This is a genomic window from Neobacillus notoginsengisoli, from assembly GCF_003515685.1.
Classification (GTDB): Bacteria; Bacillota; Bacilli; order Bacillales; family Cytobacillaceae; genus Bacillus_D; species Bacillus_D notoginsengisoli.
The window spans coordinates 384,696-405,385 of sequence record NZ_QWEG01000001.1 but is presented as its reverse complement, the minus strand read 5'-3'; the positions used below and the strand labels follow the sequence as shown (position 1 = coordinate 405,385).

General features: G+C 40.0%; 18 protein-coding genes and 1 tRNA gene. 3 read left to right on the top strand and 16 right to left on the bottom strand.

The window, feature by feature from the left end:
- Nucleotides 1–294 precede the first annotated feature (294 nt).
- The 7 genes from D1B31_RS02150 to D1B31_RS02120 all read right to left on the bottom strand — a co-directional run bounded on the left by D1B31_RS02150 (nt 295) and on the right by D1B31_RS02120 (nt 5,062).
- Entirely contained in the window at nt 295–495 is a 201-nt protein-coding gene (locus D1B31_RS02150; RefSeq protein ID WP_026694123.1) for a cold-shock protein, read from the bottom strand.
- A 299-nt stretch (nt 496–794) separates the two neighbouring features.
- A complete protein-coding gene (locus D1B31_RS02145; protein ID WP_118919089.1) occupies nt 795–2,021 on the bottom strand; it encodes a Bcr/CflA family multidrug efflux MFS transporter in 1,227 nt (408 codons plus the stop codon).
- 272 nt (nt 2,022–2,293) lie between these two features.
- Nucleotides 2,294–2,533, bottom strand: a complete 240-nt coding sequence (locus tag D1B31_RS02135; RefSeq protein ID WP_118919087.1) for a hypothetical protein — start codon at nt 2,531–2,533, stop codon at nt 2,294–2,296.
- Between the two features lie 43 nt (nt 2,534–2,576).
- Nucleotides 2,577–2,771, bottom strand: coding sequence for a hypothetical protein (locus D1B31_RS24805; RefSeq protein ID WP_240035123.1), 195 nt, complete (start codon nt 2,769–2,771; stop codon nt 2,577–2,579).
- 63 nt (nt 2,772–2,834) lie between these two features.
- Nucleotides 2,835–3,230 (bottom strand): hypothetical protein, encoded by a 396-nt coding sequence (locus D1B31_RS24800; protein WP_240035122.1) that lies wholly within the window; start codon nt 3,228–3,230, stop codon nt 2,835–2,837.
- 378 nt (nt 3,231–3,608) lie between these two features.
- Nucleotides 3,609–3,830: a hypothetical protein gene (locus D1B31_RS02125; RefSeq protein WP_118919086.1), complete on the bottom strand. Its 222-nt coding sequence runs from the start codon at nt 3,828–3,830 to the stop codon at nt 3,609–3,611.
- Nucleotides 3,831–3,844: 14 nt separating this feature from the next.
- A complete protein-coding gene (locus D1B31_RS02120) occupies nt 3,845–5,062 on the bottom strand; it encodes a YHYH domain-containing protein (RefSeq protein ID WP_118919085.1) in 1,218 nt (405 codons plus the stop codon).
- 231 nt (nt 5,063–5,293) lie between these two features.
- On the opposite strand from D1B31_RS02120, the gene D1B31_RS02115 reads away from it, so the two are divergent.
- On the top strand, nt 5,294–5,701 hold the full coding sequence (locus tag D1B31_RS02115; protein WP_118919084.1) for a (deoxy)nucleoside triphosphate pyrophosphohydrolase: 408 nt from the start codon (nt 5,294–5,296) through the stop codon (nt 5,699–5,701).
- Between the two features lie 3 nt (nt 5,702–5,704).
- Here the strand turns inward: D1B31_RS02115 and D1B31_RS02110 are convergent, their stop codons facing one another.
- Complete coding sequence (locus tag D1B31_RS02110; protein WP_118919083.1) at nt 5,705–8,515, bottom strand: DUF3427 domain-containing protein; 2,811 nt, start codon at nt 8,513–8,515, stop codon at nt 5,705–5,707.
- 255 nt (nt 8,516–8,770) lie between these two features.
- Between D1B31_RS02110 and D1B31_RS02105 the strand changes: the two genes are divergently transcribed.
- Nucleotides 8,771–11,098 carry a TOTE conflict system archaeo-eukaryotic primase domain-containing protein gene (locus tag D1B31_RS02105; protein WP_118919082.1) on the top strand — a complete coding sequence of 776 codons (2,328 nt, stop codon included), beginning with the start codon at nt 8,771–8,773 and terminating at the stop codon, nt 11,096–11,098.
- A 963-nt stretch (nt 11,099–12,061) separates the two neighbouring features.
- On the opposite strand, the gene cas2 is transcribed toward D1B31_RS02105, so the two are convergent.
- The 5 genes from cas2 to D1B31_RS02085 all read right to left on the bottom strand — a co-directional run bounded on the left by cas2 (nt 12,062) and on the right by D1B31_RS02085 (nt 17,112).
- Nucleotides 12,062–12,382 carry a CRISPR-associated endonuclease Cas2 gene (gene cas2, locus D1B31_RS02100; protein ID WP_240035121.1) on the bottom strand — a complete coding sequence of 107 codons (321 nt, stop codon included), beginning with the start codon at nt 12,380–12,382 and terminating at the stop codon, nt 12,062–12,064.
- Nucleotides 12,375–13,061, bottom strand: coding sequence for a type II CRISPR-associated endonuclease Cas1 (gene cas1 / locus D1B31_RS02095; RefSeq protein WP_275670685.1), 687 nt, complete (start codon nt 13,059–13,061; stop codon nt 12,375–12,377). Before cas1 ends, cas2 begins: the two co-directional genes overlap by 8 nt.
- Entirely contained in the window at nt 13,040–13,249 is a 210-nt protein-coding gene (locus tag D1B31_RS24985) for a CRISPR-associated endonuclease Cas1 (protein WP_275670684.1), read from the bottom strand. Before D1B31_RS24985 ends, cas1 begins: the two co-directional genes overlap by 22 nt.
- Nucleotides 13,250–13,368: 119 nt before the next feature.
- Nucleotides 13,369–16,620 carry a type II CRISPR RNA-guided endonuclease Cas9 gene (gene cas9 / locus D1B31_RS02090; RefSeq protein ID WP_118919081.1) on the bottom strand — a complete coding sequence of 1,084 codons (3,252 nt, stop codon included), beginning with the start codon at nt 16,618–16,620 and terminating at the stop codon, nt 13,369–13,371.
- Nucleotides 16,621–17,040: 420 nt separating this feature from the next.
- Nucleotides 17,041–17,112: transfer RNA gene (locus D1B31_RS02085), tRNA-Val, on the bottom strand.
- A gap of 182 nt (nt 17,113–17,294) precedes the next feature.
- On the opposite strand from D1B31_RS02085, the gene D1B31_RS02080 reads away from it, so the two are divergent.
- Nucleotides 17,295–17,924, top strand: coding sequence for a DsbA family oxidoreductase (locus tag D1B31_RS02080; RefSeq protein ID WP_118919080.1), 630 nt, complete (start codon nt 17,295–17,297; stop codon nt 17,922–17,924).
- 75 nt (nt 17,925–17,999) lie between these two features.
- On the opposite strand, the gene dnaB is transcribed toward D1B31_RS02080, so the two are convergent.
- From dnaB to D1B31_RS02065, 3 genes are read right to left on the bottom strand one after another with little or no spacing between them, the layout of a single operon-like run.
- On the bottom strand, nt 18,000–19,331 hold the full coding sequence (dnaB, locus tag D1B31_RS02075; RefSeq protein ID WP_118919079.1) for a replicative DNA helicase: 1,332 nt from the start codon (nt 19,329–19,331) through the stop codon (nt 18,000–18,002).
- A 2-nt stretch (nt 19,332–19,333) separates the two neighbouring features.
- Nucleotides 19,334–19,675, bottom strand: a complete 342-nt coding sequence (locus D1B31_RS02070) for a hypothetical protein (RefSeq protein ID WP_118919078.1) — start codon at nt 19,673–19,675, stop codon at nt 19,334–19,336.
- Nucleotides 19,659–20,351 carry a conserved phage C-terminal domain-containing protein gene (locus D1B31_RS02065; RefSeq protein WP_118919077.1) on the bottom strand — a complete coding sequence of 231 codons (693 nt, stop codon included), beginning with the start codon at nt 20,349–20,351 and terminating at the stop codon, nt 19,659–19,661. The genes D1B31_RS02070 and D1B31_RS02065 overlap by 17 nt, the downstream gene beginning before the upstream one ends.
- Between the last annotated feature and the right edge of the window lie 339 nt (nt 20,352–20,690).

Sequence of the window (20,690 nt, the reverse complement as noted above, 5' to 3'; positions counted from 1 at the left end):
TTGCTGGCATAGTTCGTATAATCTTTTATATTCAGAAGTACGTGGGACCGTAGTTGATATCTAATCTGTAGAATGTATTCTTCCTTCAGATTAAACAAATTTAAAATTGATTTCTGCAAATCATTTGATTATGAGTATGTTATGTTATAATGTAAATAACCTTTTAGCTTTAAACTTTTTTTCTTTACCGGTACCATCACCCTACTCGTTCGTTGAGTAGGGTTTTTTATTGCTGTTTTTTTGAAAATAAAAAACAGACCCTTTTGGAGTCTGTTTCGGTATGCTATCTCAAAATTAAGCTTTTTGAACGTTAGCTGCTTGAGGTCCGCGTGCACCTTGCTCAACGTCGAAAGTAACTTTTTGACCTTCGTCTAATGATTTGAAGCCTTCAGATTGGATTGCAGAGAAATGAACGAATACATCTTCTCCACCTTCGCGCTCGATGAATCCGAAACCTTTTTCTGCGTTAAACCATTTAACTGTACCTTGTTCCATTTGTGTTGCCTCCTAGTGCTAAAGCACATTGTATTACTATCCTTGCCCAAAGTGATCATTAGAACGAAGAGTCCAACTTTACACCGAACAAAAATAATTCTACCTAAGAATAACAAGAATCAGGGAAAAATGCAAGGGACCTTAGTAGGGCGACTTCCTCCTTAATAATGAATGAGTTTGAGTTGAACGGAAAACGTTGTAGTTCAAGAGAAATTAATAGTCAAAACAAAAGGATAGATGAGCATAAGGAAATGCTCTATCTAGCCTTTTTTTACTGTCAATGTTTCAATTCATCTTTTTCAAGCTTTGCTCTCAACCGCCAAAACCGGCTCCCGGGGTCTCGTTTTTCTAACCAAGAAGAAATAACACATAAAAGCCAAAAAGCTTGCGCCAAAAATAACTGCCGCCATTGGAACTCCTGTATAAGCTCCTCCAATTCCAACAAGCGGTGCTGCCAGCGCTCCCATGACAAAGGGCAGCACCCCCAATAAAGCAGAAGCGCTACCTGCCATACGTCCTTGAGACTGTATGGCCAATGTAAAAGACGATGTTCCAATCATACTTATGGAAGATAGGAAAAAGAAAACCGGGATGGCGACTCCGATCAACGGGACTTTCAACAGGAGAGCAGCGAGTAAACCGAAACTTGATATATTCGCTAATGTCAGGCCAATTTTCAAGAAAGTCCGTTCCGAAATAACATCTGTCAGGCGGCCTACAGACTGGCTTCCGATAATCAAGGCCACCCCATTGACTCCGAATAAGAGGCTAAACTGCTGAGGGGTTACACCGTAAATATTTTGATAAACAAATGGAATGCCAGAAACATAGGCAAAAATGCCAGCCGTGATGAACCCTTGGGTAAATGCATAGCCCATAAACTCTTTGTTTTTGAATAATGTTCCGAAATTGCCTATTACTTGAGGCAAATTACTTGGGACACGCCTTTCTTCCGGGAGAGTCTCTTTTAACTTAAATGAAACAGTAATGCTCAAAATAACCCCAATACATGCCAAGACGATAAATACCCATTTCCAATCCTGAAAAGCAAGGATGGCTCCTCCGGCAATTGGGGCAATAATTGGCCCAAGGTTTCCCACCAACACCATTAAAGTAAAAAACTTTGTCAGTTCTTTTCCGCTATAAAGATCCCTTACGATGGCTCTGGATATGACGATCCCACCGGATGCCGCAAACCCTTGCACAAATCGTGCCGCAATAAGAAGAGAGATATTGGGTGAAATTGAGCATGCCAGGGATGCCAGAATGTAAAGACCAAGGAAGAATAACAATGGCTTCTTCCGTCCTTTCACATCACTTAATGGCCCAATGACCAATTGTCCCAAACCAAGACCTAATAAAGCGGCAGTCAAACTGATTTGGACTAGTGGAGCCGTCGTCTCAAATTCCTTTACAATGGTAGGGAAGGCCGGCAAATACGTATCGATTGTAAATGGCCCCAGTATGCCAAGTGATCCTAAAAGTAAAGCTAGCTGCAGCCGTTTCTTTTTGGTGGATTCCTCCAAGTCGGTCTCCCCTTTCTATGTTTTTTCATGCTGAAAACCTAAATAAAAAACTTTCGATAACCGAAATTTCACATTTTTTTATTATAGCCCGAACTATCCCTTTTGGTAAACTGAATAACAAAAATAAAATAGCCTACTCTCGATTTCCAGGATTTACAGGGAGCAAACAAGACTATAGAAAAAGTGCCTGGCACAGCCCGGAATATGTCGAGATTTTTATCGACAAAAAACTGGGAGTGACAAGCACTTATACCGAAAGCCCTATTCTTTCCCTAAAGTTCATACGTTAATTTGTACCGACCTGGCCCTACTCGTTCCAACACACGAAAATGCTGCGGAACCGATGATGATATATTCCCTCCCCTTTCTAAGGGAACCATATCAGCAAGGCTGGTACCTGAACCTTTCCATCGATTTGGATAATTTCTATCCAGCCATTCGTCCACTTCTTTAATTGTTGCCTCTCCACCCAAAGCTTGCAATGCCTCAATAATAGCTTCGCACTGTGTCATTTACGATCCCCTCCTTTTTAAATGAGTTTCTAACCAACTTTCATTATTGTAACTGGACCTCTTTTTTGGCTTTATTTGCTTCATTTTGTTCATATTCCTCTACAAAGCACATGAACCAATAGCCATAATCATCTTGCGTACAAACGGCATGTCTTTCAACAATCGATTTATTAGGAGTAAAAAGATAGGCACTAACCTGATCCAACTCTTTCTCAACATCACAATAACGGTATATCATTAACACATTCGATTGTTGATTTGTATTTCTTTCTATTATAAGATTATTCAGCTCTTCAATTTTTTACTTTGAACCGATTGTTTGAATCCCAATCACATTATGAGGAATATAGTCTTTTTCTGTGTCGGAAAAAAGCTTATCAATTGTATCCAGATCTTTATTGAATGAATTTTCTCTTTCCAAATGTAACGCAAGGTGGTCATAGTACTCTTTGTTTACACGTAAGTCCCACTTCCACCACGCAAGATCCATAGGGCGGGAACGATTTTTCCTCATGTCAAACTTTGAGTCCTCAACAAATGAATCAAAGCCAAGCATTTCACCTAAATTAGCAAAATACTCGATTTCCCGATTGGTCATCATGGAACGATTATGGATTCCTGTTAAGTTCAGCCTCCGATAATTCCTTACATATCCCTCAAAAAATTGCATTAAATCAAGATAATGTTTTTCTAACATAAGACTCCTCTTCTCTAGTTTTTACTAAATAATACCATATAAGTTGAATAAGGAGAGTTAGAATATTAACTATTTAGAAAAACACTTCCTCCAAAAGAAACGGTTTTGGACTACTATCTTATAATCCTTTAAGATATACAAAATCTCCAAATCACCTTTAATTGATTACATAGGAAAAGGAAGCACAGAGTTGATGCTTCCTCAAAATTTTTTTCGCCCTTCCTATATAAGCGCCAGGCATTCCCCCTCTGCGTCTGAAAGTAGAATACCTGTTCACTATTACCTTAAGCTAAGAGAGAATCTATGGAGATTAGTATCTATCTTATCTTTATGATGAAAAAGACATGCAAACCCTTTTCCAAGCTGTCGATGTACTCCTTAATTTATTCCTCGTTCCTGCTCTTCCTTTCTTTGTTGAAAAAGAAGCTTTTGTTCAGCGTTCTCTCTATCCTTTCCAGCTTTTTTCACCTTTAGTTTTTCGTCATATTCTGCCCTATATCTTGCTACTTTTTCTTTTACAAGTTGTGAATCTTGTTTACCTGCTAGTATTTTCACGAACACATCTTCAACTTTACGGCTAACAGTACGGTAAACTCCCATTAAATGTTTCCCCCTTATCCAATCATTTTCTTAGCCACATAGAATCTTCTTCCTAGCCATGCAAGGGCACCAAGTCCTAATCCACTGACGGTAGTTCGTTGATTTTTTTGCTTTTCAACTTTGTACTCTGTAAGTCCTTGTTTATAGTAAAATTCATAGATTATCTTTCCAACTTTATAGTCTTCAGGAATTATTAAGCTATCTCCCTTTCTTCCGTGTTTCAAGGCAACCTCTTTAATTTTCTCTACTTCCACATTGGATTTAAACCCCTCTTTATACCAGTCTTTAAACTTTTTATCTTCTAAATTAGGCTCCTTATACTCTAACATCGTAAATGCAGCCTCATATCCTTGCTTGATATAGTAATCCTTTAGTTCTTTTTGTGCCTTTTCATATCCTTCATCGTATACCTCAATAAACTCTTTTTCTGAAGGAGCATCATATATGTCGACTTTCCCATCTTTATAGCCTTTTTCTCGATATTGTTTTTTCTTTCCCTCAATTTGTTCAGCAACAGCTGTTTTGAAACCATTTTCAAAAGCATTCTTTAGTTCAGAATGTGCCAGAAAAACTGATGGAATCAGTATATTATTTTGCTTTTTTCCTAATTGATAACCTTCATCATAGGCTTTACTTTTTTCTGAATCTAGTCTTTTTTCGCCTTCTGCATAACCCCTATCATAGCCGGTTGCAAAAGCACTATTAAAAGCATCGCTGCCACGGGAAGTCGTTCCTTTGTTCTCTTCTCCTTTATAACCGTCCTTTAGACCTTGACTATATCCCTCTTTTTCTCCAGCCTTACTATCTTGTTGGTCCTTTTTAAATTGAATTTGTTCGGGGCTGTTATTGATTTTGGTCTTGTCGTAACCACTTGGCGGTTCACATGGTATTCCATCGTCTATAGTGTTGCCCCATCCGTCCAAATTTTCCGGGTCATATGTAGCAGAATATCCCTTGGAATTCCAGTAGGCCACTACCTCATCATAGCTACTGAAATCGGAGCAATCCTTATCCTTCCTTGTTACTTTCGGTGCTGATTTACTTCCTGAGGAGGAGCTGCCAGATGTACTACCGCCATTGTGGAAATGGTAACCCGTACATAATCCCTTGGCTTTTGATTTGTCACTGCAATTGTGACCTCCCCTTGAGTCAGTTCTACCTGAATGTGCAAAGGAAACCGTACCAAAAACAAATGTAAACAATAATACCAATAAAGCAACCTTTTTATACAACCTTCACCCATCTCCCCTCTTTATTCCTATTAATACAGTAATTAGCATTTAAATAATTTTACCTCGAATTACAAATTGTTACAACGAGGTGATTACAAATATGACTAATAATCTTCCTTTAACCGGTTACTTATTCCTCATGGTTAAAGTGTCAGAGACTATTATTATTTATGTAATTAATATTAATAATGCTATTATATTTAGTAGAAATATAAATCACTGGAGGTCCTCATGAAAAAAACAGTAAAAGTAGTAGCAGCAATTATTGAAAATGAACAAAATGAGATTCTTTGTGCACTTAGGTCACCAGAGATGGCTATTCCGAATATGTGGGAGTTTCCAGGTGGCAAGGTTGAACCTGATGAAGATTTATTTTCTGCCCTAACAAGGGAAATTGAAGAAGAATTACATTGCCAGATTGAACCGATAGAGTTACATAATGACATTTTCCATGAATACGAAACGTTCATCATAAATCTGATTGCGATTAAATGCAAAATCACTAGCGGGACGCCAATCCCTACTGAGCATTCAAAGTTAATCTGGCTAAAGCGAGAAAACCTGACCTCTTTGGTGTGGGCACCTGCGGATATACCGGCTGTAGAAAAATTAATAGACGAAAAAAGTATAGTCCTTTAAAGGCTATACTTTTTTCGTAAATTCAATATACAGATTGTGCGGCAGCTCGTGCTCCAGTTCCATTTGAACAGTGATTGGATTATTTCCTTCAAAACTAACAGTATTCCCTTTACCGATATAGATGAAAGGTTCATTTTTGCCATCAATCTCTTTGTATTTTCTGATGAACAAGTGAAGGTTAATTCCTCGGGATTTATTGAAGATAACATTCTTCCCTGTATTTGTGTGCTGGGCCGTTGTGTGAGGCGTTTGCCACTGAAATTCGCGGGTATTCTTTATTTCATCTTTATACTGAAGCCTTTCCTCCACGTCGGCGTCCTTGTGGAGGTCAATATAAAGGAAGTAGTCATTCCCATTTGTCAACAAACCTGAGCCTCTAAACGAGCTATGGCTTTTTTGGAAATTGGAAAGCAAGGCCGCATCCGCCATTTTATACTGCTCATATAACTTAAGATGCGGGACACCGTAGTATTCGTTCTTGAACTCCTTTTCATATCGGAAAATGCCATACAAGATAATGTCTTCGATATATTTCCGGTATTCCGCGTTGCCAAGAATATTCGAAAATACAGGGGTCTTACCGAGTATTCCATCCTTCAAATCAAACAACTTTAAATTACGGCGCAATTCTCCGCTATCATAAAAGTCCTGATTCAAGGTTTGGAACGCATGCAGGACACTATCATCATCGACAAACTTAACCCATTTCAGAATCTCATATTTAGCCGTTGTTAGCGAGACTTGGTCATGGTTAAGCAAATATTTCATCACAACAAATTCATAAACTCGTTTAAGCGGTAATTTACTTGAAAGCTCCTTCAGAGCCCTTTCAAAATGATCATCGCTCAATAACGCTTTCAATCGCTCGCTCTTCTCGACTTTGGCAACAAACTGTAGATACGTTTTTTCTTTATCAATGAATTTCACCGGATCAGGTGCCCCATCATACTTTAAATAATCCAACAGAAAATATGGAATGCGTCGCTGATTAAGATTTTTAAATTCAAAGTACTCTTCTTTTAAATACTTCATTGAATTAAAATTTTCCTGGTCGATCTGCATGAGAATCCGTTCCTGTGAAATCTTGTCCATTTGAATGTGTGTGCAACCAGGAATGTTGGCAAAACCAGTTGCAACCGCAACCTTCAAGCTCTCCTTATCATAATAGCGACTGCCGTTTAGAGCCAATGCGATTAAGAACGCTTTATTATGATTCCCGATAAAATCGAGCACTGTCAAAAAGCTCTTATTCGCATGCTTTCGCAATCCACGTCCAAGCTGTTGAATAAAAATAATCGGTGAGTTAGTCGGCCTTAACATGAGGACAGAATTCACTGAAGGAATATCGACCCCTTCGTTAAAAATATCAACAGTGAAGATAACTTCAAGTTCGTCATGGTCATTTTCCAAACGGTTCATGGCTTGTTGACGGGTTTCAGCTGAATCGCCACCATGCAGACATATACTCTTACAACCCCTCCGATTAAACTCGGCAGCCATATACTGGGCATGCTCAATGCTCGCACAAAACCCTAAGCATTTTCGCTTTTCTCCGTCATGACCGTAAAATTCCATCTTCTCAATTATAAAATCGACCCGCTCATTCACCTTAAGACGCTTCGTTACTTCCGCAATGTCATCAATGGAAACATCACTTAAATCGATTCCTTCAATATCGGTGATGCCGAAGTAATGAAACGGAATGACAAGCTCATCATCAAGCGCTTCATGCAAACGTACTTCAAGAGCAACATTGTTATCAAACAAGTCGAACACATTGTACCCATCACTCCGCTCAGGCGTAGCCGTCATTCCAAGCGTAAATTTAGGTTCAAAATAATTCAAAACGGCCTGATAAGTTGAACTCGTTGCGTGATGAGCCTCGTCAATGATTATATAATCAAATTCGTCCTTTCTAAACTCATGATAACAATTAGAGATTGTCAGGTTTGTGGTGAAAATATAATCAGCGTGTTTCTCTTTATGATTTCCTGTTAACAATCCAAATGTAAGTTTTTCATTTGGTAACAGCTTTTCAAAGGTTTCTTTTGCTTTTCTCAAAATCTCTTCCCTATGTACAACGAAAAGAAGCCTCTTTGGTCGGAAGCTTTTCACATCAAACGCAGACATATATGTTTTTCCAGTACCGGTTGCTGCAATGACAAGAGCCTTCTTTTCCCCAAATTCTCGTAATCTAGCAAGATTATCGATAGCCCTTCGTTGCATCCGGTTAGGAGTGATATACTCCGGCTTTTCAAAAATCAACTGCTGGGAAGATTGAGTCTTCTTTAGAGACTTTAAAAATTCCTCATATTCAGCAATCAGCTTATCGTCGGCAACCCGGGACCTATCCCATAAGGCATCGTACTCTTTCAAAACTGCCTGAATAAAAGAAGTATCACTTTTAGAAATAACCTCCACGTTCCATTCAACATTACTTTTCAATGCGCTTTGGGTAATATTGGATGAACCAATGATGACCTTATAGGACTCTTCATACTCAAAAATATAAGCCTTTGTATGAAAACCTATCTCCTTATCCGTCACAAACACCTTTAAGTCAACATGCTCGAACTCTCTTATTTTCTCCAATGCTTTCGCTTCCGTGAAATTGAGATACGTTGAGGTAATAATTTTTCCCTTTATCCCTTTTTTCCCTGCCTCAAAGAGCGGATCAAGCAACAGCTGGAGTCCACTAAAATTAATAAAGGCAACACTAAAATAAAATCTCTTACACTCATTCATTGAATCGATTAATTCTTGCAGCAAATTTCCTTTATCCGAATTAACAATTAAACGTTTTTCAACCAGCATGATTCTTCCCCTATCGACAAAATCCTTGTTACCAATATTTTACTATAATGGCAGGGTTTATAGAAGATCTTGGCGGGTTTATCACTAAAAGGAAAAACATCATCCTTTTTTGCTGGATGATGATTTTGTTGTGGCATATAATGACTTCTAAGTTTCTATTAAAGGAAAAATCTAATTGTGGATTCCCATATCCTAATGTTGTACTCACCCCTATAAATCACTTACAATTATTAAAAAACTTATAGAGGTAGCAAAATGAGTGCAGATATTACATTGGAGAAATTAATAGCAGAAAACAATCGCTTACTGCGAGAGAATGCCTATCTCACTAAACAAATCGCTCTTTTATTAAAGCAACCTATGATCCGGCGACTAGACCTTGAAAACATAGAGCTTGTAACAAAGCATTCTCCCTTTGATAATAAATTGAAGCTGTACAAGAGTCTCTTTAAAGGACGGTATGACTTATATGCAAAAAGGTGGATCGCCAAAGACGGGAGATCCGGCTACTCACCTGCATGTTCTTTACAATGGCATCCAGAAAAGTGCAAGCTGCCAACAATTAAATGTACAGATTGTCAGAACCGCTCATTTCTTCTGCTTATGGATCAGGTTCTTCAAGGACATCTTGGCGGTGATCACACAATTGGCATTTATCCCTTACAAAAAGATAATACATGCTCCTTCTTGGCTGTTGATTTTGATAAGCACAACTGGCAAGAAGATGTTCTTGCATTTACCCAAGTTTGCCAGGAACATAGAGTTCCTTACAGCATTGAACGGTCCCGCTCAGGAAATGGTGCACATGTATGGTTCTTCTTTTCCGCTAACGTACCTGCTGCCACAGCAAGAAAACTTGGACATGTCCTTCTTTCTAAAACGCTAGTAAAAAGGAATCAAGTTGGGGTTGAGTCCTATGACAGGATGTTCCCAAACCAGGATTCTTTGCCTGAAGGCGGAATTGGAAATTTGATCGCCCTTCCCTTGCAACGCGAATCAGGAAGAAAGGGCAATAGCCTTTTTGTAGACGAAACCTTTACAGCATATCCGGATCAATGGATATATCTTTCCACAGTCCATAAGATTACGCCAGGTGAACTATTCCATTTTCTTGAAGTTTTGAGTGGAGAAGTAGAAATTACAGCGAATGAGGTAATGTCTAAGAAGTTGGTTGTTGTTATCAAAAATGGCTTGTTCATTAAAAAACAGCTAATCCCTTCTTATTTAAAGGCAAAACTAATGGATCTTGTTACAATTAGGAATCCGGCATATTATAAAGCCCAGGCACAAAGGTTATCTACAGCTAGGATTCCAAGGTCGATCAATTGTAGTATAGAATTCTATCAGGATCTAATCCTTCCCCGTGGTTGCAAAGAGCCCCTCGAAAAGTTGTTGGCCGAGCATAATATCGAAGTCGTGTTTGAAGACCATTCTTACCATGGCGAACATGTAGACGTTTCCTTCACTGGGCAGTTGACAGGGCAGCAAATAGATGCAGTTTCACAATTACTTCAATATGACAATGGCGTTTTGTCAGCTACTACTGGTTTCGGTAAAACCGTTATAGCTGCCTCTTTGATTGGTGAGCGAAAAGTAAATACGCTTGTAATTGTCCATACAAGGCAGCTACAACAACAATGGATTGCGCAACTCGCTTCATTTCTTGATTTACCTAAAAAAGAAATTGGTGAATATGGCGGGAACAAAAAACAACTGACCGGAAAGGTCGATGTTGTCACGCTTCAAAGCCTTGCGTATAAAGGAGAGTTAAAAAGCTTTATTACCCAGTATGGGCAAATTGTTATTGATGAGTGCCACCATATTTCTGCCTTTACATTTGAACGTGTTTTGAAACAGGTTCGTGCCAAGTATGTGGTTGGCCTTTCAGCAACACCAATACGAAAAGACGGCCTTCATCCAATTATCTTCATGCAATGCGGTCCTATCCGCTATAAAGTAGATGCAAAGAGCCAGGCAAAAGTGAGGCCATTTATTCACAGGCTCATTGTCCGTGAAACAGCTTTTTCATCAAAATCAGAGGATATTCAAGAACTTTATAAACAGCTATCCTCCGATAAAAGAAGAAATCAGCAGCTGTTTGATGATGTCCTACTAGCGCTTGAGGAAAGAAGGTCGCCACTTATTCTGACTGAGCGGATTGAGCATCTTGATTACCTACAAGATCAATTCAAACATTTTGCTAAAAATATCGTTGTACTTACTGGTAAATTGACGAAAAAGCAGCAAAAAGCTGAACTTGAACGGCTAGCCAATATACCTGATTCCGAAGAACGGCTCGTTATTGCAACAGGAAAATACATTGGCGAAGGTTTTGACGATTCAAGACTGGACACTCTGTTCCTCGCAATGCCAATCTCCTGGAAAGGAACCCTGGAACAATATGTCGGCCGGCTACACCGTCTATATGACGACAAGCAGGAAGTGAGGGTCTACGACTACGCAGATAAAAAGGTACCTGCTTTAGAGAAAATGTACGAAAAGAGAAAAGCTGGTTATAAAAACATGGGTTATGTAGAGGATAAAGAAAGTTTCGGCAAGGTGGAACAGATGGGGTTATTTTAAGGTAAGCATAACAAGGTGGGCAGACAAAAAAATAATTGTCTGCCCACATTTTTATTATATATTGAGAAACCGAATATTCTCTCGACAAATAGCAAGGAGTAGGAGGCACTTAAATACACGTTATAGTTCCATCAAATGCATTATTGTATTATGATTAATTTGAGTGGGATTCGAACCTCCGACCCGTCATAGATCCATCAAAGCCATTGCTGTACTATGATTCAAACGGCATCCATTCCAACTCAACATCCGTTATAGTTCCATCAAAGCCATTGCTGTATTATGATCTGCGATCCAAACCTTAACCGCTGCAGTCAGTCATAGTTCCATCAAAACCATTGCTGTATTATGATTGTCTTGCCTGCGAAGTACACTTTGTTCTGTGTCATAGTTCCATCAAAGCCATTGCTGTTTTATGATTCTTTAGCAATCTTACGTCTGATTTTCTTGGTCATAGTTCCAACAAAGCCATTGCTGTTTTATGATTTTAACCGTAGGAAGTGATGAGCGCAAAATGTCATAGTTCCATCAAAGCCATTGCTGTATTATGATGAAGGAAGGTCGAAAGCCTGAACTTTATTAGTCATAGTTCCATCAAAGCCATTGCTGTATTATGATACGTCTCGCAAAAAGCCTGTCAAACCAAGTGTTTGCAGGCTTTTTGTCTTTAAAAATCGACTTGAAACTTTCCTTTGTTCTGCAAAAAGTCTCTATTTTTTCAAAAAACACCTTATAATAAATTGCTTTTTGTTAATTTTTATCTGGACCTTTGTTGCAAAGTATCAAGAAAGCCAACATAAGATATATTTTTTGGAGACTATAAGAAGTTGGTTCAGTAAATTGAATATGCAACTCAATTAACATGTTTCCAGTTATTTATATATAGTATTGTCAAAAGTCATTAAATTTATACATACTAAATTTAATACTTTTTCCAAAAGTGGAGATAAATATACTTCTGAATTAAAACAAGGAAAGTTGATTTATGGTTACTCTTTTTTCATTGGTGGTCCTGGCACCCAACAAAATTCTTATTCTCTCATATTGCTTTTCAGTAACTGGCATTGCCCTTATTTGTCCTCTAGGAGGAAGGTTTTTTTCCACTTTCTCCAGCTGTCTTTCCATTGATTCATGTCCGTTGCACAAACGACAGTAAACAGAGAACTGCATCATATCAAACCCCTCGTTCAATAAGTAGTTCCGAAAACGAGTGTAGTCCCGGCGTTCCTTTTTCGTTTTCACCGGCAGATCAAAAAACAATAGTATCCTCATATAATTACTCATAAGCATGCACCCTTGTCGGGAGCAGCACAGGAAGTTTTAAATATACCGGATCTTGCTGGCGGCAACAGGTCACATAACTTTTGACCATGTCTTCAATCGCTGTTGTAACTGACCTCTTCTCTCCGCCTATCTCTATATCCATATTTAAGAGATTTACGAGGGCAGCTCTTGTTTCTGGCTTCCATTCTTCAGCATTCTGTTGTGCAACATGATAATCGACCAAAGGGCGAAACACTTCCATAAAATCATCTGCCAGATTAAAGGAGTTTAACTGATTATCATGGTAAACCTCTAAACTAGGGGTGAACCCATATAATGTAAAAGCTCTGGCCATTGCCCCTCTCAAAATTGCATATCCATAATTCAAAAGCCGATTCACTGGATCATCTGAGCGCCTTGTAAAATTTTTGTCCATCCATTTTTGAAAATAAATTTTGGCGGCATAAGCTTCCCGGTTTGATCTATCTCCCGATTCTACTGCTTTTGCAATAAACTTCAAATCCTCGTATCCGGTCTTATCCAAGTACTGTAGACATAGTGCCTGATTAAGAATTTTTTGCTGAATAATCTGCTGCCATATCCTTTTCTTAAAAGGTTTTGATAATGATAGTTGCATTGACAGGACCGTCAATTGCCTAGAGTGCTGATGAAAGCTTGTTAAGATACCATTTGGAAGCATCTTTTCATCGCAAGTAAATACGATATCTTATAAGCAGCACACTGGCTCAATAAATATGTGTTTAATGAAACTCCTCTGGCTTCAATTATAATAGAGGCAATATCCTGTAGTGGAATTGTAACTGTTTCCTCTTGTTTAATAACTAATTTGTTGTTTTTAACGGATAGGTTTGCGTTTTGTGTAATCATAATATGACGCCAAGTCATCCCCTTCACCTCTTTTAATCCATTTGTCCCCCATTCTTCCCAAAAGAGGTGAAAAAATACATAAAAAAATAGGGTAAGTGACAAGTCACTTACCGCTGCTACTAATTTAAAACCACTTTTCTACCTTTAGAGTTTTGAAAGGGTTTTCTAGGTTCTTTTTTGACTAAATGAAGATCTCCTAAAATCCCCACCTCGTATTTCTCAATTGATATAATAGAATTTAAGCCGAATCTAGCATTTCTAACGGATGGAATGTTTACTTCCTTGCACTCTAACCGGTTACTATCGATGTCAATTGTTGCAAAATATAAGAATTTATCTTCTATTTTATCCCCTTTTTCACTTTGAATACGAATTAAGTCGAAAGGGTGTACGCTGAATTCAAATTCAAACGACTTATCTAACTCCGGCCAATGATGATATCCTTTACGTGCTGCAACCATTCGGTTAGGCAAATCTTCTTCTGCAGTATCTATTACATAGATGGGCACAATTGAGTACTTGTTGTCTTTTCGAAAAAGATCAATCCTAACTAGATCACCATTTTGAGCTACGCCTCCGTTAACCTCTCTAACAAAGGATTTCGTTTCCATCTGTATTTTCACTTTTTTAATTGGATTAAATAATCCAGTCTTGCTTGGCTTAAAGAGCGGCTGAGCAAAAGCCGCCTCAGGATTCTTATCGTATTCTAAATACCGGGATTTTATTGCCTCGTATGTGGCCATGTCACTTTCTTTCCCTATCATTTCAAAGTCACCATCTGAATTGAATTTTATATCCTTAAGGGCAACTTTTTTAATTATCTTGGTTTTACCGGTCTTTTCATCAATGCCGCCATACTTCATAATTGTCTCTTTATGGGCCGCTCCCGTAACTGATCTTTTCGGCATCCTGGAAACGAACATATAGTCAGGCAGAGGAGCCTTTAATTCTAAAGCTTCCTTAATTTTTTGGGGGACTGGCTGGGTTGCAAGACGTGTTAACAATTCATCCCGGAACCCTTCCCATGGCAAAGGAAAGTATGGCTTTCTTATATTTTTCGCATTCTCTTTTAACTGATAATACTCTGTAACTTTAGTCACCATGTGCTGATCTGTGCAGGCTATCACTACGGCATCCATTGCATGATGGAGAAAACTTTCCTTCCTCGCTTTTTCTAGCCCCCACCGGCTTCTTAAATGAGCAGTTATTTTTCCGTTAATAGTCTGCACTTTTTTGGCAATTGGAACTAATGGTTCTTTAAACAAGAGATTTCTTTCAACGAAATTTTTGAAAAAGCGTGTTGCATAGCGAGTGTCATTTAAATGGCGCTCTTTGAATAACTCGCTTTCTCGTGCTGAAAACTCTTTCTTAAGCAAATAATTTCGCTTTTTTCCTTTAAACTCTTTATTAGATTCAACATAGTTCTCAAATGCTGTCCACTTTTCGGGCTTATCCTTTAAGTAATAGTAAGGAATCCTATTTCCTTTCTTCCTATTTTCATCGCTATAGACGAGCACTTTATTATCATAGCCATCTATAAAGCTTTGGCTATAGGGAAGAATGTGATCAACATCGAGAATTGGTGAGCTGTTCCTTTCACGCCGGAGTTCAGCAAAAAACACATTGGCAGGAATTTTCTTTAGGGAATATGCACATTGGCCATTCTGTTCCTTCCACAGTTTATATCGGACAATATCAAAACCAGTTGGATTAAAAACCCCATTTTCAACTAAGACCTTGATTGCCCCTTTATTCTTCTCATAATTGGCATCTTGTTCCTTCTTAATCTTATTTCTCTCTGAGTGATCTTTTGAAAGTTCCCTTGCCAATTCAATATGAATGGATAAAGGGGAACCGTTACGTTTGATGATGGCGTTTACAACTTTCCGTGATTGTGATAACGCCCGCTTTACTATTGGATTGGTGATTTCATCAGGAATAGTAGGAAGCAGAAGACTTCTTTTCGATTTCTGCATTCCTGTTGTATCATATCCTAACTCCTCTGCGGACTGTTTAAAAGATTTTCCTGCTTCCATAAGAGGTATAATTCTTTTTAATGATTTGTAAGATAAGTGTCCGAATTTAGAATAGGAAAGGTCCGACAAATTCTCAATCAAATCCAAGTCATAGACTTTTTTTGCTATATTATTCTGATTTAGAAGATACGCTCTGATGTCTTTGTCATTTTTGTATACAGTTAGGACATAGGCAAATGTGTCAAAATCTTCATGGGAGCAGAACTCACCTGACTTTTCGGAATATAGGGCAGCTGCCTTTTTAATTTCATAATAAGGTTTTAAGTTGACAAACTCCCTTTTCTCTATTTTTTTTAACTCATCTGTGGATGCAGAATCAAATCCATTGAATCGGAATGAGTAATCCAGATTCAACCATTTTCTTAAATCTGAATAATGAACCTTTGGTACTTCCTTTTTAGAATAGTAATCAGTTCGTTCAAAAATCCTGTTTAGTAACAAGTTTCTTTGATCTTCGGTCAAATGCTCGGCATTGTTTCCGATTCTTAAATTATTTAGCTTGTCCAGTACAGCAAAGTATTGGAAGGTAAAAGAAGCTTTAGGAATTCTGCGTTCATTGGGCTCCAACGAACAGCAGCCTACCCTTTTCAGAATATCATTTCCAGATGCGAAAGGCAGTTGATATTCCCAAATTTCCAAGTATTCTTCCTGTAGTTTCTCTGTGGCATAAGGGGACAGGTATTGTCGTTGGAAATTAAAAAGGGTTATAATTTCTTGTTTTAAATCTTCCCGGCTTACGTTAAATATGTATTCGTTCGGAGAATTGCGCCTTTTGTCGCTAGAACTGAATTTTTCGTTTTTCACCCACATTTCTCCAACTGTCCGGTATTCAGCTAAAAGCTGCTGATTCGTTTGAATACTGGACAATACCTTTCCGGTTTCTTCTTCTTTTCGTTCAGATTTCCTATTAGATTTATACCCTCGTCTTTGTGCGAGATGAATCAATAATCTCACCCACTCGAGGTGGGAAAGTTTTCGTTCCAAACCATCTATGCGAATATCCCATATATCTACGGAACCTGGGGGCAATGGATAAAGATGATCCAGTTCTTTCTGGTTGATAATAGAATGTTTGATTAATAGTTGTCGGATATCACGTTTTCGCTGGCTTCTTCTATTCAATCTTCTTCTTGAAGATCGTGCTATTCTTCGTGGTTCTGCTAGAGAAGCCCCAGTCTTGGGAATTTCGGCCTTATCAAACATCCTAACCCCAAGATCAATGATTTTTTCTTTTACATAGCGTCCGCTTAGATCATCATAGCGTAAGCCAATGACGCTCCAGCCAATTGAGTTCGTACCAATATCCAGTCCTAACCTATAATCCTGTTCAACCATCTTTTAACCCCCTTTAAAAGTAAATGCCTATAAAAATAGGCCTCAGCTACCAATTTAGCTAAGGCCTTTTCATTGAAGGAAGCGGGGAGAAGCCCGTCGAAACGGGCAGGCGATCCCCAACGCCACGGGCTTTAAAGCCCTTATCATAGAAACATCAACGCCATTGCTGTACTATGATACATTAAGTTTAATTTATCTGGTGTATTTTGTAAAGGTATATTATGACAAAAACACAGATTGACCTTTTGAAACTATGCCCTAATTAATCAGCTAAAATACTGTAACTGAATGGGAACTCTATTATGTTATGCTTTAAAATATTTTTAGTTTAATAGTTAGTAGAAAAAAGAATACCCATTCAAATTTAGAAAGGAATATAAAATAAAAAACCCTAACATCATTTTGATGTTAGGATTGGTATGACTCGTACTGGATTTGAACCAGTGACCCCTTGCCTGTCAAGCAAGTGCTCTCCCGCTGAGCTAACGAGTCGTATTAAGTTTTCCTCTTGGTGAGGACATGTATAACTATAGTACGAAAACAACTTTAAGTCAAGGGATTTTTAACAAGTTTTTTATTGAACAGCTCTTTTCTTTCTTTAAGCAGAAATTTGGATAATCTCTCCCCTCCCCTTTAGACTATGAGGTAATTGCTACTAGAAGGAGGATTGTTCGATGACATTGAAAATTCGTGTGTATTCAGATTTTGTTTGACCGTTTTGTTATATAGCGGAGGCTCCGCTACGAGAAGCGATTAAAGGAAAAAATGTTGAGCTGAAATGGATGCCGTTTGAGCTGCGGCCGTTTCCCCATGAGACGCTGTCGCCAAAGGGTGATTATATACAGAATGCCTGGCATAATTCGGTATGGCCGATGGCTGAGCGTTTCAACGTAAAGATCGTACTGCCGGATGTTGATCCGCAGCCGCATACGCACTTGGCCCATGAAGGAACTTTTTTTGCCAAGGAGAATGGGAAAGGCAACGAATATACCGAGGCCGTCCTGGCTGCTTTCTTTTCAGAAGGGCGTGACATTGGTGACATTGATGTGCTGACGGAGATTGCCGGAAGTGTTGGGCTGGACCGGGATGCTTTCCGTGAGGCGCTTGAAACTCTTAAGTATGAGCAGGCACATAAGGAAGCCCTTCGCCACGCATATGAGGAAGCCAGGATTACGGCTGTCCCAACGTTTTTCATTGGGGATCAACGGGTTGCGGGACTGAATACGAAGGAAATGCTGGAACGTTATATTGAGCGCGAGCTTGATAAGGAGCCGCCTGCTGCTGGCGGAAGCTTGCGGGATTGATGAATACTAACGATTGACGTGGACGCCAGCCGGGTTGCCGGCTGGCTTTTGCCATGAAAAGCTCTTCCTGCTCCATCATCCAAACCTCCCCACCTCCATCAAGAACCCCAATTCCACTGTCCCGATCGGACCGTTCCGCTGCTTGGCGACGATCACCTCTATGATTTGGCCGCCCAGGCTGGTTGCTTCCTCCTGTTTCTTCCCGTAGTACTCCTCCCGGTACAAGAACGCAATGACGTCTGCATCCTGTTCAATCTGCCCGCTCTCGCGCAAATCTGACAGCATCGGGCGTTTATCCTGCCGGCTTTCAACACCGCGGCTGAGCTGGGACAGGGCGATGACGACGGCGTTTGTTTCCCTGGCCATTTGCTTGAGCAGCCGGCTGATTTCGCTGATTTCCGCCTGGCGGTTTTGCTGGTGCTTAGGGCTCCCGGCGATCAGCTGTAGATAATCAACGACGACCAGCAGCCTTTTTTCCTCCCCAATTTCCTTCCTCAGTTGCCGGACCTTTGACCAGATATAGCTGATATCCATTCCGGCATTGTCGAAAATCCTTATGTTGCGTTTGCACAAGGTACCCATCGCATAACTGAAATTATCCCAATCCTCGTCATCAAAATAGCGTTTCGGATTCCTCATCTTCACACTGCTGATGCTCCCTATACAACTGGCCGCCCGCTTCAAAAGCTGCTTTTTGGACATCTCGTGTGAAAAAACAGCGGTTACGTCCTGCTTGCCCGCGTTCAGTGCGATGTTCAGAGCAAAGGCAGTCTTTCCCATGCTCTGGCGCGCCCCAATTACGACGAGGTCGGATTCCTGAAAACCACCGGTCAGCTTGTCCAGCCTCTGGAACCCGGAAGGAATCCCGGTGATTTCGCCTAAATCCTTCCCGCAGTCAATGTACAAGTCAACGAGCCCCGCCTGGATTTCCCCGGCATCCTCGTCCCCGTGCATATCCTCAATCTGCCTGAGTTGGTTGATGCCGTCACTAAGGACATCCTGGATATCCTCCTCAAGGGCCTTGTCCCTGATTTTCCCGGTAATCTCAATGGTCCTTCTCTTTTGGTTGTAGGCCTTGACTGTATTTTGATAGAAATGGAAGTTCGCTGTCGTCGGAACACTGACCGCGATATCGGTGATATAGCTGATGCCGCCAAGGCTCTCAAGTTCCTTGATGCCCGCTTCCTCCGCGACCGAAATGATGCCAATCGGCTTGCCCTTTTCATGGAGGCGCTGAAGGACTGCGAAAAGTCTCCTCAGCCGATAGTTGTACAGCTGTTCCGGCTGGACGGAGCATTCTTGCATCAATGCTCCGTCCAGGAAAAACGCGCCTACAAATGCCTCCTCCGCCTCCTGATTAAAAAGCCTTCCATCGTAAGCATGCAAGTTTTGTAAAGCCACGCCCATTGTTAACTCCCTCTTTCTATCCCGAGAATCTTCCTGATTTTTTCCATATGGAACTTTGCAACCTCATTGCTGGCTTGCTTGTCCGTTTGCCAAAGAACCTCAAGCGTTTCCTGGCAATTTGGAATCGCCCTCCCCGCACCGGCAGGTTTATTGGCAAAATCACATAGCTTTGGCGGATAAGGAGAAGCGGCTGCATAGTACATGAGACGCTGCTCACATTGCTCAAATGTGGACTCTTTTAAAACCTTGTGCCAATTGTCCACTTTTTCCTGATCAATAACGAACTGGTCATAGTAGCTCGCGGTCATCTTTAAAATCGTGTATATCTCACGCTTCGTCATCAAAATAGAAATCCTCCTCACGAAGCCTTGATCTGGCGGTTTTCTGGTTCAAGTAAGATTCAAACTTCGGCCCGAAAAGCGTCTCAGGGCGCAGATACCGGCTCCATTTTGGATGCTCGAGCCATTCATCCGACTTTTTATCGATGACTTTTTTGAAATCAGCCAACATGAATCCTTCTTTCCACCGTGCCGCTATCAGCGTCCGTGTCTTGCCTGTGCCATGCTTATATGTTGAATAAGTTTTTTTATTCAGGTACTCGACGATTTCAGCAATCGGTATTTCCTCCACCACTTGTTGTTCCGTCCGCACATCAAGCCCAGCTTGGGTTTCAGTGAAGGAACCCTCATCTTCTTCTTCGAGCTCCTTTAATTTTTCGTAATCGATCGTATACCACTTCGTCTGGTCCATTTTTGACCTGTTGAAATTCCCAGAAATGACATAACCCAAATCCTCAAGCGTCTTAAATACACGCTTAATCGTACTTTCCGACCAGAATGGAAGCTGATCGTGCCACTCCCTGTATGTGTTGTAAACCCAGCTGCGCCCCTCAATCATGTGCAGTTCCTTCGTCAGCCAATAATGAATTTGCTGCAGCACAATCGCTTCATTCAACCCAATCTTCTTCGCCAGGGACGGAATCACCATCATCGGCCGCTCCTTGATCAACAAATTGCTCATATTAAAACCTCCGTTTCATTTTGGTTGTCCATGCTTCATCCCAGTTTTTATCACTCACCCTTTCACCCTTTACATATGGATTGGACGCTAAAAAGGACATGGCAAAATGTGAGCAATTTTTGTCAGAACAAAAAAAGACCCAGCTGACTAGCAACCGGGTCATGTATATAAAAGTTATATAGTAATCTATGAAGTACTCTATGGTACAGCGGGCCAATATGGATCGACTCAATGTTGTAGAATGATATGCCGTTTGGTTCAAATTGGAGTTTGCAGGTCGACAATATTATCTAATCAAGGGAATGTGGTTAAGAGCAATTAAATCAGATCACACAGGTA

Bases quoted from the DNA above. Each gene is read 5' to 3' on its own strand.
- D1B31_RS02150 (WP_026694123.1), bottom strand. From the start codon at position 495: ATGGAACAAGGTACAGTTAAATGGTTTAACGCAGAAAAAGGTTTCGGA.
- D1B31_RS02135 (WP_118919087.1), bottom strand. From the start codon at position 2,533: ATGACACAGTGCGAAGCTATTATTGAGGCATTGCAAGCTTTGGGTGGA.
- D1B31_RS24805 (WP_240035123.1), bottom strand. From the start codon at position 2,771: ATGATATACCGTTATTGTGATGTTGAGAAAGAGTTGGATCAGGTTAGT.
- D1B31_RS24800 (WP_240035122.1), bottom strand. From the start codon at position 3,230: ATGTTAGAAAAACATTATCTTGATTTAATGCAATTTTTTGAGGGATAT.
- D1B31_RS02125 (WP_118919086.1), bottom strand. From the start codon at position 3,830: ATGGGAGTTTACCGTACTGTTAGCCGTAAAGTTGAAGATGTGTTCGTG.
- D1B31_RS02115 (WP_118919084.1), top strand. From the start codon at position 5,294: ATGAAAAAAACAGTAAAAGTAGTAGCAGCAATTATTGAAAATGAACAA.
- D1B31_RS02110 (WP_118919083.1), bottom strand. From the start codon at position 8,515: ATGCTGGTTGAAAAACGTTTAATTGTTAATTCGGATAAAGGAAATTTG.
- D1B31_RS02105 (WP_118919082.1), top strand. From the start codon at position 8,771: ATGAGTGCAGATATTACATTGGAGAAATTAATAGCAGAAAACAATCGC.
- cas2 (WP_240035121.1), bottom strand. From the start codon at position 12,382: ATGAGTAATTATATGAGGATACTATTGTTTTTTGATCTGCCGGTGAAA.
- cas1 (WP_275670685.1), bottom strand. From the start codon at position 13,061: ATGCTTCCAAATGGTATCTTAACAAGCTTTCATCAGCACTCTAGGCAA.
- D1B31_RS24985 (WP_275670684.1), bottom strand. From the start codon at position 13,249: ATGATTACACAAAACGCAAACCTATCCGTTAAAAACAACAAATTAGTT.
- cas9 (WP_118919081.1), bottom strand. From the start codon at position 16,620: ATGGTTGAACAGGATTATAGGTTAGGACTGGATATTGGTACGAACTCA.
- dnaB (WP_118919079.1), bottom strand. From the start codon at position 19,331: ATGGGCGTGGCTTTACAAAACTTGCATGCTTACGATGGAAGGCTTTTT.
- D1B31_RS02065 (WP_118919077.1), bottom strand. From the start codon at position 20,351: ATGAGCAATTTGTTGATCAAGGAGCGGCCGATGATGGTGATTCCGTCC.